This is a genomic window from Streptomyces sp. NPDC102278, from assembly GCF_044766345.1.
Taxonomy (GTDB): domain Bacteria; phylum Actinomycetota; class Actinomycetes; order Streptomycetales; family Streptomycetaceae; genus Streptomyces.
This window is the reverse complement of record NZ_JBIWLV010000012.1, coordinates 223,750-238,354: the sequence shown is the minus strand read 5'-3', so window position 1 is coordinate 238,354 and position 14,605 is coordinate 223,750. Positions and strand designations below refer to the sequence as shown.

Sequence of the window (14,605 nt, the reverse complement as noted above, 5' to 3'; positions counted from 1 at the left end):
GCCGACCGCGCGCCCGGCGGCAGTCGACCGCCCGCCCTGACGACGGCCTCGATCCGGCCGGACCTGATCCAGAGCGCGGCGTCCGGCCAGACGTCCCCCGCGTCGTTCATCGTGACCACCGTGCCCCTGAGCAGCACACCCGGATCCGCAGCGGCCGGCGGGGACGCGGCGGGGCCGAGTGCGAGCACGACACCCACGGCCAGTGCGGCGAGCAGCGGCACCGCGTTGTTCGTAGGCCTCACGTCTTCTCCGCGTCCGTCTCGGGGATGGTACGGATCATGGGCCACATGCACCCGCCAGCGGGTCTGCCGTGCGTAGGCGGCCAACCCCCGTAGTACGGAGGCACGTTCATGCTGCGCGTGAGTCTAGTACTCCAGAGGGGGTGCGCGTCTTGAACCGGCCCCTGGCCGCCCTTGTGGGCATGGAGGCGCAAGAGGGATTGAAGCGAATCGTCCATCCGCAGGAGGAAGGTTGAGTGACGTGGACCGGGCCCGCGCCCCTCACCGTCCCTGGGGTCTCGCCGTGCGACCGCCGTCATCGGAATGTTCCTGTTCATCCCTCCGGCCTCGTTGGTGCTCATCGCGGCCTTCGCCAACAACGGCGGTCGCCCGAGCACATGGCTGGTGGTGATCGCCCCATCGCGGCTGTGACAGCGGCGGCCACGTTCTTCCTCCGGACTCCGAACCATGAGGGCGGCCCTCCACCCTCCCATCACGGGATACTCGACTCCCCCGGTCGGGCTCACGATCGCCGCCGGCGGGTGTGTTCGGCGGCGCGAGCGGCCTTCCACAGGCGTCGTCCCTCGGCCGGGTCAACCTGGCTGGCGCGGGCGAAGTCTCGACAAGCTGCCACGTGGGCACGGTCTTGCCGCTGGCCGCGCGGGAGAGCATCGAGGCGGTGAAGTCGTAGTTGATGCGCTACGCCGTTGCCGCGTAGGTGAGCGCCGCGCACCGGCGCTGCTTCCCAACACCGGACCGAGTAACGCCGATATCGGGCATGTGGAAATCGGCAGCGAAGTTGGAGTGAAGGTTGAGTACATCAACCTTCAGCTCAGAAAAGTGCGGTTTCACTGGCGGATCACACGAAATGAGATCACCGAATGCCTCCCGGTGACGGGGCCCGGAAGTGTTCCCGAGGGAGCGCCGGCCCGACAGGCGCGGGAGAAACGTATGATCGTCAACAAAATGGAGGCGCGTTTCCCTCTCGTTATGGATTCTGAGGGAGGGAGCAAAATCACCACCTCCCCACAGAAAAGAGCCATACCTCATGATCATAGAATTCACCGTCCGACCCAACCAGGGGGATCCGAGCGGATTCGACCTGGGAGACATGCGCTGGTCAGGAGATTTGGGGGAAGCCGTCTCCACCGGCAAGAACCCCGATCAGGGAATGATGATCCACCTGTCCATCGCGCACCTTCTCGACTGCCTCCGCCCGGTACTGGAAGGTCGCACAGAAAATGCTTCCTTCGTCGGAGTGGACACATCATTTCGGCTTGTCTTCCACAGCGGAAAGAAGGGAATCACGATCTCCTCCCCCTCTGGACCTGTCGGTAGGTTCGATCCCTCCGAACTGGCAGGAGCCCTCCTGCCGGCTGCGGAAGATTTTTCGACCGAAAATGTCAGCACACTGCCGCCCTCCGACGCCGGGAAGCAGGATTACCTTCTCTCATTGAGCAAGTTCCGGAAGATTGCCCTATCCCTGTGACATGAGGCGGCGCAGGAACGGCGGGACGTTTGCCCCCCTCGAGCCGGCCCCCGCGAGGGACAGTCGTTCAGCTTGATCGCGGGGCGTGACCCCCTCCAAGCAGAGCAAGTACGTGCGCATCGACGCCCTGTTCGGGGAGCCGGGCAAGAACACCATCGACTTCGACCTGATTGAGTCCCAGTTCCGCCACCTGATGCGCGTGGCCGTCTCCGTACGCGAGGGCCGCGTGATCCGCACCGTGCAGCTCCTGCGCTACCTCTCTGACGCGTCGATTCGCCGGCGGGTGACGGCGACGGCCAACAAGGTGGAGTCGTTCAACCGGTTCGCCCAGTGGATCGGCTTCGGCAACCGCAGCGTCATCGCCGACCGCCACGCTCGCGGCGCCGGGGCGCCGAAGTCGTCTTCCCAACCCCCTACCCGGCCCCGTACTTCGGGTAGCGGTGCCTCGGCCGCGGATGTGGCCTGCCTTCGGTCAGGGTCCACAGATAACGGAAAGCCCTGGCGGTGGGACATCGGAGTTGGTCGGCCGTGCGCCCATGATGTTGAGTGGCCATGACAAATCGGATCGGTCGGTGATCGGCGGAGGAGTAGTCGTGAGGGAGTGCAAGTGAAGGTTGTCGTGCGGAGGGCCGCTGCGGCGGCGGTGCTGGTGCTGGCGCTGACGGGGTGCGAGGAGCAGGGTAAGTCCCCGGCGGCGGGGAGCATCGTGGCTCCGCCCGCCTTCGGGGAGAGCCGGCCGGCGCCTGCGCCGTCCAAGCTCGTCTGGCTGGACCCGACCGGGTTGATATACGCACTTCCCGAGGAATCGCACGTGGGCGAAGTGTTCGTCGGGGGCGACCCGTTCTTGGCCCAGGGCGCCGAGTCCGTCAAGCACTGCGCCAAGGAAACGGGCGCGGCGTGTACCGGCCTGCTTGCCGTGGCGGGCAAAGACATGGAGGTCCGCGGCAACTCGGACGGGACGCGCGTCGAGTTCAGGCTCTACGCGTTCGAGACGGCCGAGCAGGCCGGCACCGTCTTGAAGAGCCTGGCCGGCAAGGAGCGGAAGAAGTCCGACGAGCGCGGCGATCCGACACAGCCGGTGACCGTGGCCTCGGGAGCCGACGAGACCGACGCCTTCCATGACGACGCCACCGCGGAAGCGTTCATGCGCATCGGCGCAGTCGTCGCGCACGCCTACACGACCGAAACCAAACCTGGCGCACTGGAGCACGTGGCCAAGGTCCAGGTCGAACGGGTCAGGACTGTCGCGGGCAAGAACGCGGGGTACTGACCGCAGGACGGCTCACCGGAAGGCGTCGGGGACAGGGGCGCGGGGGGGCAGGCCGCCTTGACTGCACCGAACCCTGCTCACCCCCGTCTTGGGGCTCAGGTCGAGCAAACAACGTCACTGTACGGGTGAGCGGGCCCAGCGTGAGGCCGGACGGCGCGAGGGCCTGGACCGATCCACCGCGCAAGGCGGTCCGGGCCCCGCCCGCCCCCGCCCCGCCAGAAGTGCAGCAACAGGGCTGTGAGCTCACTGGGTGTCGGTGCTCTTGCCCACCAGCCTGGACAGCAGCTCGACCAAGGTTGTGTTCACCGTGCGCTGCTCGTCGATGAAGCCGTCGATCTTCCTCTCCAGGCCGTCCAGACGCCGGATGAGGTTCTCGACCTTCTGGGTCAGGTTCCCGACCCACAGGCAAACCGAGGTGAGGTCGGACTTGATGATCCCGAACTCGCGGAGTCCCGAGCCGCGACCTCTTCGTAGCGCCGGGGCGGGCAGCGAACTCGCTGTGGGCGATGGGGCACTCAGGCACGCGGCGCTCCTGCGACCCCGGCGACGACCGCGCCCTGGCCATCGAAGTGGTCACCGACCGCGCCCGCGCCCGCTACGGGCCCGGCGCCCTGCGCCCCGCCACCCCCGCCATCCTCGCCATCTCCGCCACCTCCGCCACCACCAACGACCGTCCGGCTCACGCCGCGCCCGTCGGGAACCGGCATCAGGCCCGCAACCGGTGATCGCGGCCGTCGACCACCGTCCGACGTGCAGTAGGGCCCGGCGCGCGTCAGCGATCGCGGGCGCACCGGGGGCGCGAGGGGCGCGAAGAGGCGCATCCAGATAGAAGATCAATTCGAGTGCGCCCCTGCGGGTGACATGCCCTGGACCAAGATCTTCCGGTTGCTGGCGTCCTCGCCGTGACCCACCCTTTGCCGTCCGGGCTGAAGCCGGACCCCCTTGCGCTGCCCGCACCCCGCGAAGCCAGCGAATCGTTTCGTCCAGTGCTGCTGGACCCCTCAAACCGGCCGGCGCGGCCGCATTGGCCGAGCTGCGGGAGTCGAACACGGCAGCCGCCGGCTGACCTGCGACCCGAGCGACGGCCGAGCTCTCGCAATCGAAACGGTCACCGACCGCGCCCGAGCCCGGTACGCTCCCCGCGCCCTCCGGCCGGCCGCCCACGCCACCACCGGAAGGTGCCCCGCCCCCATGCCGGTCGAACCGAACGTGTGCCCCCTGGACCGTGCGAATACCGCGCAGCCTCAGCCCCACCCCTGGCGGGTTCATGCACCCGCCGGACCATGCCGCGAAGCATCATCTCCCGGGACGCGTACCCGCCGAGCAGCAGGAAGCCCGGCCGGCGACAAGTGCCCGGCGGTGCCCCGGCCCTGCCCGCGTCGCAGAACAGGGCCTCAGCCGGCGAACGGATTGGTGTGACCGGGCAACTGCTGACCCGGGCGCAGGAACCGCCGGCCGCCCTGTTCGTCGCGCACCGCGTGGAAGCCGGCGTTCGTCAGCCGCCGTGTGATCTTCCCTCGGCGGATCGCGCCCACCTTGAACGCCGCGGTGATGAGCAGCGCGACCGCCCCGCCGGAGGCGACCGCTTCGATCGGCGACCTGTCGATGAGCAGGAGGAGGGTCAGGACCGTGCAGGCGAGGTAGCTTTTCACCTTCTGGCTCCGGTCGGCGACGTACAGGGCCATGACGTCGAAGGTGACGAGGTCCTTCAGCACGGCCACGGCACCGACCGCTTCGGGGAGCGGCTTCAGCGAGCCCCGCTCCAACCCCGGCACCGTCCCGCCGTTGCCCGCCCGCGGATGGGCGGTGATCGTGGCCGCCTCGCGAAGGCGCGCGTCGGGCTGCGGGTCCCGGTACATCCGGACCTGGACCAGCGAGTTCTTGAACCCGGTCCTGTACGCGAGGCCGTACGTGTAGCCGTACTGCTCCACCACGTACGCCAGGGCGGCCGCCTTCGATGTGGAGCCCTGGGGGGCGATCTCGACGACGGCTTGCTGACGAGCGATCTGCTGGAGCGACCCCGCTATGTGCCGTTCAACGGACATCCTGTTCCCCACCCCCCTGGACCCCCGCGCCCGGGGCCGATCGGCGCACAGCCTAGGGGTGCGCCGCGGAGCGGTCATCACCGGGGCGGCCCAGGCGGCGATAGCCGGCGAGCAGCCGCCACAACCGCTTTGATCACCGCGTGGTGGCTATGCCGCCTCGGCAACTTCGATGCGAGGCTCGGCGGGGCGGGTCTGCTTCTTGAGCCCCATACGGGCATCCACCAGGACGTCGCGAGGAACCGTTGCCCAGTGGGGGTGGTCGGCGACGGCGATCGACAGCTCCCGAATCTCGGCCCACATCCGATCGACCGTTTCCTTCTGTTCGTCGCTCCAGCCGGGGCTGTCGGGGACATCTCTGCGGTGGGAGAACCGCTCGCCGCGCGTCCAGCCCGTGAGGGGTTCCACGCTCCAGGGCAGGTCGGCGAGGTAGGCGCGGTGTTCGGCGTGGGCGCGGTGGAGGCGCTCCTGGAGCTGGAGGAGGTCGTCGGGGAAGGTGCTCTCGTAGGTCACCCTTGAATCGTAAGTCTGTTCGATTGTAGATCGGAAGTCGACGCTCCGGTTCGTGACCCGTTCGGCCGACGAGACGATCCCGCCCCGGGCACGCTGCGCGATGTGGCATACGAGCAGAAGTGGCGGACAGGGTGTGGGCCCCGCCCACTTCGAAAGCGTCATCCTGTGATCCCAGAGCGCGAAGGCCCCCACCACTTCAGCGGTGGGGGGCCCTCGTCGCGTCCTCGTCGTGCTGCTGACCACCGTGCCGTGCGAATACGCGGGCGATGTAGACGCCCGTCGACTACGGTCTCCTGCGCACCTGTCCCGCCACGGCGGACGCCCTCCCCTTCAAGAGGATTTCCGCCCCGTCATCAGGGCCTCCACGGGGTGACCGCCGGGGCCGGCGAGGGGCGGGAGCTGGTGAAGTAGTCCGCATCCTTCGGGCGGTCGGCGGTGGGGGTGGGGCGGGGGCCCGGCACCAGGTGCGGTATGTACTTGGAACAATGGATGTATGCCTCTTCAACGCTGAGGTGGACCCACATTTCGGGGCCGCGCCCCGGGGCGATGTCCGTGGGCAGGCCGGGGTGCGCTGCGCGGAGTTCGGCATCGGCGTAAAGGTGGGCGACGCCGTTGACGTGCAGGCCGACGTGATGGTGAGTGAAGTCGACGAAAAGCATGCCGAGGTGGGGGTTTTCCGTCATGTTGCCGGCGCTGGCGAGCACCCCGTTTCCCCGGAACTCAGGGTAGGCAAGAGTGCGCTCGTCCAGTACGTGCACGAAACCGGGTGGGCCCGCCCGGAAACTGGCGTCGCATTCCCCGTGCGAGTCGGCGGTGGCCAGGAAAACCATGCTTTGGCACCCGATGAACTCCCGCATCTCGGCGGTGAGGTACGGGCGCACCTGCTGGTCGTAGAACCGGGTGGCGCGGTCGGCGCTGCCCAGATGCTGTTGCAGCCGGCGTTCACCCGCTGATCCGAACGGCTGTGGGGGCAAGGGCATGGGGTGTTCTCCTGGCAGGATCAGATGGCAAGAGCGGAGCTCATGGAGCGGGGGTCATGAAGCGGACAGCACGGGGGTCTCGAACGGGTCATGGTGGATGCGGTCGGGCAGGGTGCCGTGCAGCGTGAGTGTCTCGCTGGCGGAGACCACCATCGGGGCCGGTCCGCTGAGATAGACGTCGTGCTGGTACCACGGGCCGTACTCAGCCAGAACCTCCGGCAGGGATCCCCGGATGCCGGGGATGTACTCGTGGGAGACGGCGCCCCTGATGGTCAGCCAGTGGTACTGCTGCGCCATGCGGAGCATGTCATCGACTCCGTACAGCTCGGCTCCGGTACGGGCGCCGAGGAACAGGTCGACGTTGTGTCGTCCGCCACGACGCGCCACCTCCTCGACGATCGCGCGGATCGGTGCGAGACCGGTGCCGCCCGCCACGCAGAGCAGGTCGCTGTGGACGGCGGCGTCCAACACCATGTCACCCATCGGTGAGCCGAGTTGAAGGACGTCCCCCACGGCAGAGCGGTGTACGAGTGCGTCGCTGACGGAACCGCCCGTCACCGCACGTACGTGGAAGGTGAGGGTGCCGTCCCGACGGGGGGCATTGGCGGGAGAGTAGTAGCGCCACTGCTTGGGCCACCACGGCGTCTCAAGGCTGACGTACTGTCCGGCGGCATACGGGTACGGCATGTGGGGGCGTACGGTGACCTCGCCGATGCCGTGTCCGCGTAGAACCTTGTGCACCACTGTGGCGGGCCAGACGGCGGGTCGCTGCGCCTCGTCCTCCTCGGCGGCGCTGATCATGACGTCGGCGACCACACCGTATGCCTTGGTCCAGGCTGCGGCGATGTCCTCGGTCCAGGCGGGACCGGCATAGCGGGCCAGAGAAGCGAGGAGGCATTCCCCCACGGCGGGAAAGTGCGCGCTGAGGGTGCCGAACTTGCGATGATCCCGGCCGAGGTGGCCGCAGAAGCGGACCAGGCTCTCCGGGTCGTCGACCAGGTCCACGATGCGCAGCAGCGCGCGGAGCAGACGGCCGCGCTGGGCGTCCATCCCCGGGGGGAACATCGGACGGACCTCGGGGTAGCGGGCGAAGAGGATTGCGTAGAAGTAGACCGTCATGTCGGCGGCGAGCGGTTCGACGACGGAGACGGAACTCCGTATGAGTGCTATCTCGTGGGCCGAGAGCGGCGGTTCGACGGCCGGCTCGGCGCTGGTCGAGGGCGGGACGGCAGTCGCATGGGGCACGGGCTCCTGCGGGTGCGATGGAGTGGGTGGGTTTGTCGGGCGTCCGATCCGGAACCTCAAGAGACCAGTGCTCCTCCCGTCGATATGCGACGTGGACGCGAGCGTCCGGTAGCGGGGCCGTTCATGGGACCGGAGACTTGCGGTATGCCGTAGGCAGAGCCCTCACCCGATCTGCCTCTCCCGAGGATGGCAATCGTGGCGGCTACGGGGGCGGGCATGAGTCCTCCTGGTGGAGACGGGTAGTTGAATGGATCAAACGGTTCCGGAGGCTACATCATCGTCGTGGTGACTCAGAAGTAGTGAGGAGCACCACGGCCGGCGCGGCCTACTCCGCGCTCGGCGATACCGCCTCGGAAGACAGTTGGCGCAAGACTCCGGATTCCCTGTATGAGCCCGATGGGGAGCTTGTTCGTGCACAGCGACCCGAAGGAAGCCCCCTGTCAGGCTCCCTGACCCTGCCCTCGATGTGGGTTGTCAATCGCCCCGGTTCCCGTGGGCACGCCCCCTTCCTGTCAGCAGCCGCGTCACGGCGCCGACGACCCGACCTTGTGAGCCGCCCGGAAACGGCTCGGCTCCTCAGCCGGCGGGTTCGCACCCGCCGACGGAGGAGCCGTCCAACGCGTCACCGTCAGTCGAGGACGTCCGGGATCGGGTCGGTGTTGCTGCGCTGCAGCGCGGCCCCGGAGCCGGCCGCCGAACCGAGCGACCAGTCCATGAGCTTCATCGCGTCCGCGTAGCGCTCCTCGTCGTTCAGCAGGACCCCGATGACGGTCTTGCCGTTGCGGGTGCCGGAGAAGACGATGCACTTGCCAGCGGCCGTGCCGGTGCCGGTCTTGACGCCGATGGCGCCGGGGTAGGCGTAGCCGGTGGGGCGCTCCCGGATCAGCAGGTTGCTGTTGCCCCAGGTGGCGTCGGTGGACGTGCCGCCCGTGCTGTACGTCGTGGCCTTCACGAGTTGCGGGAAGACCTTGCCGTTCATGGCGTACCGGGTGAGCTTCGCCAGGTCGCGCGGCGTCGTCAGGTTCTTCCCGGTCGGCGAGATGCCGTCGAAGGAGTCGTACGTGGTCTTGGTCATGCCGAGGGACCTGGCCTTGGCGTTCATCTGCGCGATGAAGTCCGCCGTACGGGCCGATGTGGTCGCGCCCTTGCCGAAGGTGTCCGCGAGCGCGTAGGCGGCGTCACAGCCCGACGGCAGCATCAGCCCGTACAGCAGCTGGCGGACCGTCGGGGTGGCCCCGACCTTGAGGTGGGCCGTGCTCGCGCCCTCACGGACGACGTAGTCCGCGTACTCCTTCTTGATGGTGACCTTCTTGTTGAGGTCAACACCGGGCGCCCTCAGCACGATCTGAGCGGTCATGATCTTGGTGGTGCTCGCACCCTGGCGCTGGGTGTCGGGGGCCTTGCTGGTGAGCGCGGCCCCGGTGCCGCCGTCGATCAGGATCGCGCCGGCGGCCGTGGTGGGAGGTGCGGCGACCGGAGCCGCCGACGAGGCCGTCGAGGCGGCGACCAGCAGGGTTCCGGTGGCTACCGTGACGGCGACCGCACCGCGGGTGCGGCGCATGAGGTTCAATATCAAGTCAAATCCCCGCGTATCCGAAGAATTTCCGAAGGGGAGGTACGTCGAGGTGTCCCTCCCCTCCCAGGAGCTTACGTAGCGGACGCCCGGAGAAACATCGGGCCGCGGGGTCAAAGCCCGTCCGGGCCCTGCCAGGTCGGCCGTTCCGTCGCTGAAGCGGCCGAACCGGCCCTTGTGGAAGAGGAGCGAATCACCCTGCCCGGCGGCGGGCGGGCGCGTGAACGATCCCGGCGAACTTCTCGGCGCCGCCGACGGCGAAGGAGCGGCACAGCGCGCCCTGTTCGACGCCGAGGATGTGCACGCAGAGCACCCCGGCGCGGGCGATCCGCGGCCCGGTCGTCGACGCGCGGGCCACCATGAAGGTCACCACCGGGCGATGTGCACCGTCACGTTGAGGTCCCCTGGCACACCGCCGTTCCTCCCGGGCCGGTCCGGCTCGCTCGCGAGGAGGACGAAGCCTGTCGGCCGTCCTCGTTCGGCCAGGTCCCGCAGGCAGATGGCGGCCCTTTCCGCGTCGACCAGCCCAGGCAGGAGGCGATCCCGCTCGAAGACATTGGTGAGCGGGAAGTTGAGGATCGCTTCCGAGGTGAGCCGGTGCATCGCGAGTCTCGCGCGTCACGGATCAGTCACAGCCCACCCATACCGGTGCCGGCGCCGACACCATGATGCGATGCGCACACACCACACCGCCGTCTTCCTCGCCGCCGGCCTCTTCGCCCTCACCGGTTGCTCCGAGGTCACCAGCGAGCCCAAGGCCGACGACAAGGTCGTCGCCTCGCCGTCCGCATCGCAGTCGAGCATCGCCCCCCAGGCGCTGAGCTCGCCGCCGCAGCGGCCGGCATCCCGCCCAGCCCCGCCCCCGAGCAGCGCGCCATCTATCTCGCCGCGCTCAACAAGATCGACCCCGAGATCGTCAACGGCAAGGACGACAAAGCCATCAGCCGCGGGCTGAACCAGTGCCAGTCCATGAAGAACGAGAAGGACCCGACCAAGCGTGTCGAGTCCACGAACCGGCGCTTCATCAGCCCCGACCATCCGGACGGCTTCGGCCCCACCAAGGCCGCCTTCATCCTCGCCGCCGTACAGACCAACCTCTGCCCCACGTACTGACGGGGCCACAGACCACCGCGGTGCGAGTGGGTGCGCCACGTGGCCGGCGACCTGGTTCGGCCTCGGGCAGGCTCCGGCCCGCTACGAAGACGATGACGTGCTGCACGGGGACATGTGACCGCTGGTTGCTCCCAGCCTGGACCGGCAGAGCCCCCGCAGGAAAGCGACGGGTACGGCTGCCTTGGGCACGCCGCGCCACGGACCGGGCAACCGACCCATAGCATGCTGCCGTGCAACCCACTCTCCCGAAGATCGAGGGCGGCCGGGTACAGGGCCTTCTGCAGCTCATCGAGGACGGCATCCACCTCGTCGTCGCGGCGCTCCTCGTGCTGCTCGCGGGGATCCTGACCGTCGGAGTCGTCCACGACGTCATCCGGTCGGTCCAAGGGCCGTACCAGGAGGAGACAGTCGTTCTCTCCGCGTTGGACAACGGTCTTGTGCTGTTCATCGTGGCCGAACTGCTCCACACCGTCCGCCTCACCATCAGGAACCAGACGCTCGACGCGGAGCCGTTCCTCGTCGTCGGCCTGATTGCCGGCATCCGCAAGGTGCTCATCGTGACGGCCGAGGCGGAGAAGTCCTTCCGGTGGAACGTCGAGGGGGTCGAATTGCTCATCCTGACCGGACTGATCCTCGTGATGGCGACAGCGACGTACGTATGGCGGCGCTCGACACGGCCGGGAGACTACTTTCCGCTCCAGGAGGCGCGGCGCTCCTCGTCGCCGGAGCCGTCACCCGCTCCGGTACACAAGCCCTGATCGGTCACCAGTACCAGCTTCCGCCCGCATACGGCGACTGCCCCCTGCGCGGTGTCCGCACCCACCTCGGCGAACCGCTCCGCCTCGGAGACGAACGGCTGCTGCCTGTGTGCGGGACGTGTAGCGGCCGGTGGCGGGCCCCGGTGTCGGTTCACTGCGAGGACTGGGCACCGCGGTCGTCGTCTTGGAGCATGTGACGACGCTCCTGTTCGCGCTTGGAGTAGGCGGCTGCCCGAATCGCCTCGTCGCTCTCCAAGCCTGATCCCAGTGCGCCGCCCACGGTGGCGACCGAGGCGACGAACCATGACAGCGTGAGGTACTCGGTGGCGTGCAGCGGGGCTCCCGTCACGGAAGTGAACACGCGGTCGTTGATGATGAACAGTGCCCACACCAAGTTGACGACCATCAAGCCCCCGTAGCAGACGAGCACGCCGATACCCACGGTCAGGACCGTCGAGGCGTTGTAGAGTCTCGCCCTCTGCCTCGCCTCCGGCGAGCGCTCTGTTGTTCGATGCCACAGTTCCCCATCTATGATCAGCCAGCCGGTCATGACCCCGAGAGACCCGACCATGGCGATCACGAGGCGTGGCGCGCTCAGGGCCTCGGCCAGGCTCCAGGTGGTGGAGTTCACGGTGGCGACCGCTCCCGTGGCGAGCGCGGCCGCCAGGGCCTTCGACAAGCCCGGCACCAACCGCCAGGGCCGGTTGGCGCGGACCATTCCGGCGAGCACCCTCAGGTAGCCGCGCGGTCCGCTGACGACGTAGCGAAGATCGGCGGTCTCCTCCTCGTCTACCGGGCCTCGGTGGATGGGCGTGTGACGCGCGGCGAAGGGTCCCCGAAGCGGCTGACTTTGCGGACGCCCGTCAGCGCCAGGGGTACGCACGCTCTCCAGGCCAAGCACGGCTTCTTCCACGGCGCGACGAGCCCTCGTCTGCAACCGGAAGCCCCCCAGTGGAGGAAGAGACAGCAGCGCCAGGCCGTGCTCGTGGCTGAGATTCACAACCACCTTGCGCCCGTGGGAGTGCAGCGGAAGGTCGGTGAGTGCCACCACTACGTCCCAGTTCTCCTTGCTTCCGCGGTCCACGATCCGGCGCATCAAGGTGGGCAGGTCCTCCGTCCCCGAGGTGAACGGTTCACTGACCACCTCTACGTCGAACCGTCGCCCGCGGTCCGACTTGTCGGCGAGCCGGTCAGGGAGTAGCTGGGCCATGCGCTGGGCGATTTCCGTCGGCGCATCCGGATCCGCCAAGAGAGCCACGACGGTCACGCCCTGAGAGCGCTTCTGCATGGCTGGACCCTCCTTCGTCCGCTTCCCCCGCGTTCGCTTGTCGTGTGGCGGTCCGGGCCGCCTGCACCATCCGGCGGGGGTAGGTCGGCGTCAGGACACCGGCTGCCCCGCTACCGGCCGACCTCGGGGTCGGCGGTTCCCCTCCTTTCCCGGTGCTCGTGCACGAGGCGGATCGCCATGGCGCCTTCACCGGTCGCCGAGGCCACCCGTTTCACCGAGCCGCTCCTGACGTCCCCGGCGGCGAAGACCCCGGGGAGGGTGGTCTCCAGCAGCAACGGACCACGGCCGAGCGAGGCCCACTGGTTTGCGTCGGCCGCCGCCTGGGCGTCGACGCCGGTGAGGACGAAACCCTTCTCGTCCAGGCCCAGTACACCCCTGAGCCATTCCGTGCGCGGCCGGGCCCCGATGAACACGAACAGCGCCGCGGCCTGCAGCTCGTGGCGCTCATTGGTTGCGTTGTCCTCCACCGTCAGCGACTCCAGCTTCTCCTCCCCGCCGACGCTCCGGACTTCGGTGTGGAGCGACACCTGGATGGTGGGGTGCTGTTCCACCTGGTCCACCAGATAGCGCGACATGTCCGCGTTGAGGTCGCCGCCCCGCACAAGAAGGTGGACCCTGGAGGCGTGCTCGGCGAGGAACAGCGCCGCCTGCCCCGCGGAGTTTCCGCCGCCGACCACGGCGACCGGGTCCGCCCGGCAGAGGCCGGCCTCGTGGACCGTCGCCGCGTAATAGACGCCGTTGCCTTCCAGGCGGTCGATGCCGGGCACCTCCAGCCTGCGGTACCACACGCCGGCGGCGAGCACCACGGCGCCGGTCCTGGCCCGGGACCCGTCTGTGAAGGTGACGACGTACTCATCGTCCTGCGGGGTGAGCCCGCTGACCTGCACCGGCACCATGAGGCGGGCACCGAACTTGTGGGCCTGGAGCACCGCGCGCTCGATGAGCTCGCCCCCGGAGATGCCCGACGGGAAGCCGAGGTAGTTCTCGATGCGTGACGAGGTGGCGGCCTGGCCTCCGGTGGCCACGGCGTCGACAGTGACCGTGGTGAGGCCGTCGGAGGCGCCGTACACGGCGGCCGCGAGTCCCGCGGGGCCCGCACCGACCACCAAGACGTCGCACCGTCCGGTCTCGGGCGAGGGGTCGCGCAGCCCGATGAGCCGGGCGAGTTCGGCGTTGCTCGGATTGCGCAGCACACGCTCGCCCTTCCAGAGGACCACCGGAGTCTCCTCGGGACGGATGGCGAACCGGCGCAGCAGCGCCTCCGCCTCCTTGTCCCTCTCCAGATCCACCCAGCGGTGGGGCAGCCGGTTGCGGGCGGCGAACTCACGCAGCCGCAGCGTGTCCCGTGAATAGCACGATCCCAGGATCCGGAAGCCGGCGCCGAGGCCGATGAGGAGGTACCTGCGGCCCAGGTAGGCGCGGAGGATCAGGTCGCCGAGGACGGGGTCGCTGCCGACCAGGGCGCGTTGCCGTTCCACCGGTACGGCCAGGATCTCGCCTGCCTCGCGCACCACGGCGGTGTCGAATGCCGCCTGGCCCTCCAGCAGCCCGAGTTCACCCAGGAACCTGCCGGGCCCGTGCACGGCCACCGTGCGCTCGTCGGGCCCTCCGTGGTCGTGGAGGATCTCGACGGTTCCGCTGAGGATCGCGAGGAATTCCCGGAACGGCTCGCCCTCGCGGTAGAGCACCTCGCCCTCGGCGGTCCTGCGGCGCTCTCCGTGGGCGGTCAGATCCTGTAGCTGCTCCGGTGTCAGGCGTGGGAACGCCCCGTGTCGGTCCGGGGTCTCACGGACCGCACCGTGTTGGTGCTCGGCCGCGTTCATCAGACCGGGGCCTCGTGGACGTAACACCAGCGCCAGTCCTCTCCGGGCTGGAATGACTGCACGACAGGGTGACCGGCGCTGCCCGCGTGTCGTCTGGCGTGCTTGAGGGGTGAGGAGTCGCAGCAGCCGACGTGCCCGCAGGTGAGACAGAGCCGCAGGTGGACCCATGGGGAATGTTCCCGCAGACACTCCTCGCAGCCCTCCGGGGTCCGCGGGGTCACTGGGCGCACCATCGCCACGTGCGGGTCGGAAATCGTTGCCATGATGGTTCTCCTTTCGCGGATGCGACTGCT

The 14,605-nt window shown here is 68.7% G+C and carries 17 protein-coding genes; 6 read left to right on the top strand and 11 right to left on the bottom strand.

Translation table 11 applies throughout. From position 1 onward, the window contains the following. A partial coding sequence (locus ACIRO3_RS27105; RefSeq protein ID WP_404141186.1) for a hypothetical protein occupies positions 1-242 on the bottom strand: 242 nt, incomplete at its 3' end. 1,024 nt (positions 243-1,266) lie between these two features. Between ACIRO3_RS27105 and ACIRO3_RS27100 the strand changes: the two genes are divergently transcribed. The 4 genes from ACIRO3_RS27100 (at position 1,267) to ACIRO3_RS27085 (ending at position 3,702) form a co-directional block, all read left to right on the top strand. Beyond that, the gene (locus ACIRO3_RS27100; RefSeq protein ID WP_404141185.1) at positions 1,267-1,707 is read left to right on the top strand and encodes a hypothetical protein; all 441 of its coding nucleotides are present in this window, start codon (positions 1,267-1,269) and stop codon (positions 1,705-1,707) included. Positions 1,708-1,792: 85 nt separating this feature from the next. After that, positions 1,793-2,263, top strand: coding sequence for a Tn3 family transposase (locus ACIRO3_RS27095; protein WP_404141183.1), 471 nt, complete (start codon positions 1,793-1,795; stop codon positions 2,261-2,263). A 51-nt stretch (positions 2,264-2,314) separates the two neighbouring features. Further along, positions 2,315-2,977 carry a hypothetical protein gene (locus tag ACIRO3_RS27090; protein ID WP_404141181.1) on the top strand — a complete coding sequence of 221 codons (663 nt, stop codon included), beginning with the start codon at positions 2,315-2,317 and terminating at the stop codon, positions 2,975-2,977. Between the two features lie 506 nt (positions 2,978-3,483). Beyond that, on the top strand, positions 3,484-3,702 hold the full coding sequence (locus tag ACIRO3_RS27085; protein ID WP_404141179.1) for a hypothetical protein: 219 nt from the start codon (positions 3,484-3,486) through the stop codon (positions 3,700-3,702). Positions 3,703-4,371: 669 nt separating this feature from the next. Here ACIRO3_RS27085 and ACIRO3_RS27080 read toward each other — a convergent pair. The 7 genes from ACIRO3_RS27080 to ACIRO3_RS27050 form a co-directional block, all read right to left on the bottom strand. Further along, positions 4,372-5,022, bottom strand: coding sequence for a hypothetical protein (locus tag ACIRO3_RS27080; RefSeq protein ID WP_404141178.1), 651 nt, complete (start codon positions 5,020-5,022; stop codon positions 4,372-4,374). A gap of 147 nt (positions 5,023-5,169) precedes the next feature. Beyond that, the gene (locus ACIRO3_RS27075) at positions 5,170-5,532 is read right to left on the bottom strand and encodes a hypothetical protein (RefSeq protein WP_404141176.1); all 363 of its coding nucleotides are present in this window, start codon (positions 5,530-5,532) and stop codon (positions 5,170-5,172) included. A 353-nt stretch (positions 5,533-5,885) separates the two neighbouring features. After that, positions 5,886-6,512, bottom strand: coding sequence for a pyridoxamine 5'-phosphate oxidase family protein (locus tag ACIRO3_RS27070; protein ID WP_361777971.1), 627 nt, complete (start codon positions 6,510-6,512; stop codon positions 5,886-5,888). A gap of 54 nt (positions 6,513-6,566) precedes the next feature. Further along, positions 6,567-7,757 (bottom strand): globin domain-containing protein, encoded by a 1,191-nt coding sequence (locus ACIRO3_RS27065; RefSeq protein WP_404141174.1) that lies wholly within the window; start codon positions 7,755-7,757, stop codon positions 6,567-6,569. 628 nt (positions 7,758-8,385) lie between these two features. Beyond that, positions 8,386-9,318 carry a D-alanyl-D-alanine carboxypeptidase family protein gene (locus tag ACIRO3_RS27060; protein ID WP_404141173.1) on the bottom strand — a complete coding sequence of 311 codons (933 nt, stop codon included), beginning with the start codon at positions 9,316-9,318 and terminating at the stop codon, positions 8,386-8,388. A gap of 205 nt (positions 9,319-9,523) precedes the next feature. Beyond that, positions 9,524-9,703, bottom strand: a complete 180-nt coding sequence (locus ACIRO3_RS27055; protein ID WP_404141171.1) for a flavin reductase family protein — start codon at positions 9,701-9,703, stop codon at positions 9,524-9,526. Further along, positions 9,697-9,933 carry a hypothetical protein gene (locus ACIRO3_RS27050; protein ID WP_404141169.1) on the bottom strand — a complete coding sequence of 79 codons (237 nt, stop codon included), beginning with the start codon at positions 9,931-9,933 and terminating at the stop codon, positions 9,697-9,699. Before ACIRO3_RS27050 ends, ACIRO3_RS27055 begins: the two co-directional genes overlap by 7 nt. A gap of 126 nt (positions 9,934-10,059) precedes the next feature. Between ACIRO3_RS27050 and ACIRO3_RS27045 the strand changes: the two genes are divergently transcribed. Both ACIRO3_RS27045 and ACIRO3_RS27040 read left to right on the top strand, forming a co-directional pair. After that, complete coding sequence (locus tag ACIRO3_RS27045) at positions 10,060-10,443, top strand: DUF732 domain-containing protein (RefSeq protein ID WP_404141167.1); 384 nt, start codon at positions 10,060-10,062, stop codon at positions 10,441-10,443. 230 nt (positions 10,444-10,673) lie between these two features. Then, positions 10,674-11,201, top strand: a complete 528-nt coding sequence (locus ACIRO3_RS27040; protein ID WP_404141165.1) for a phosphate-starvation-inducible PsiE family protein — start codon at positions 10,674-10,676, stop codon at positions 11,199-11,201. Between the two features lie 151 nt (positions 11,202-11,352). On the opposite strand, the gene ACIRO3_RS27035 is transcribed toward ACIRO3_RS27040, so the two are convergent. From ACIRO3_RS27035 to ACIRO3_RS27025, 3 genes are all read right to left on the bottom strand, one after another. Continuing rightward, the gene (locus tag ACIRO3_RS27035; RefSeq protein ID WP_404141163.1) at positions 11,353-12,489 is read right to left on the bottom strand and encodes a hypothetical protein; all 1,137 of its coding nucleotides are present in this window, start codon (positions 12,487-12,489) and stop codon (positions 11,353-11,355) included. Positions 12,490-12,599: 110 nt separating this feature from the next. Continuing rightward, positions 12,600-14,312, bottom strand: coding sequence for an FAD-dependent oxidoreductase (locus ACIRO3_RS27030; RefSeq protein WP_404141200.1), 1,713 nt, complete (start codon positions 14,310-14,312; stop codon positions 12,600-12,602). Continuing rightward, positions 14,312-14,575 (bottom strand): UBP-type zinc finger domain-containing protein, encoded by a 264-nt coding sequence (locus ACIRO3_RS27025; protein ID WP_404141161.1) that lies wholly within the window; start codon positions 14,573-14,575, stop codon positions 14,312-14,314. The genes ACIRO3_RS27030 and ACIRO3_RS27025 overlap by 1 nt, the downstream gene beginning before the upstream one ends. Between the last annotated feature and the right edge of the window lie 30 nt (positions 14,576-14,605).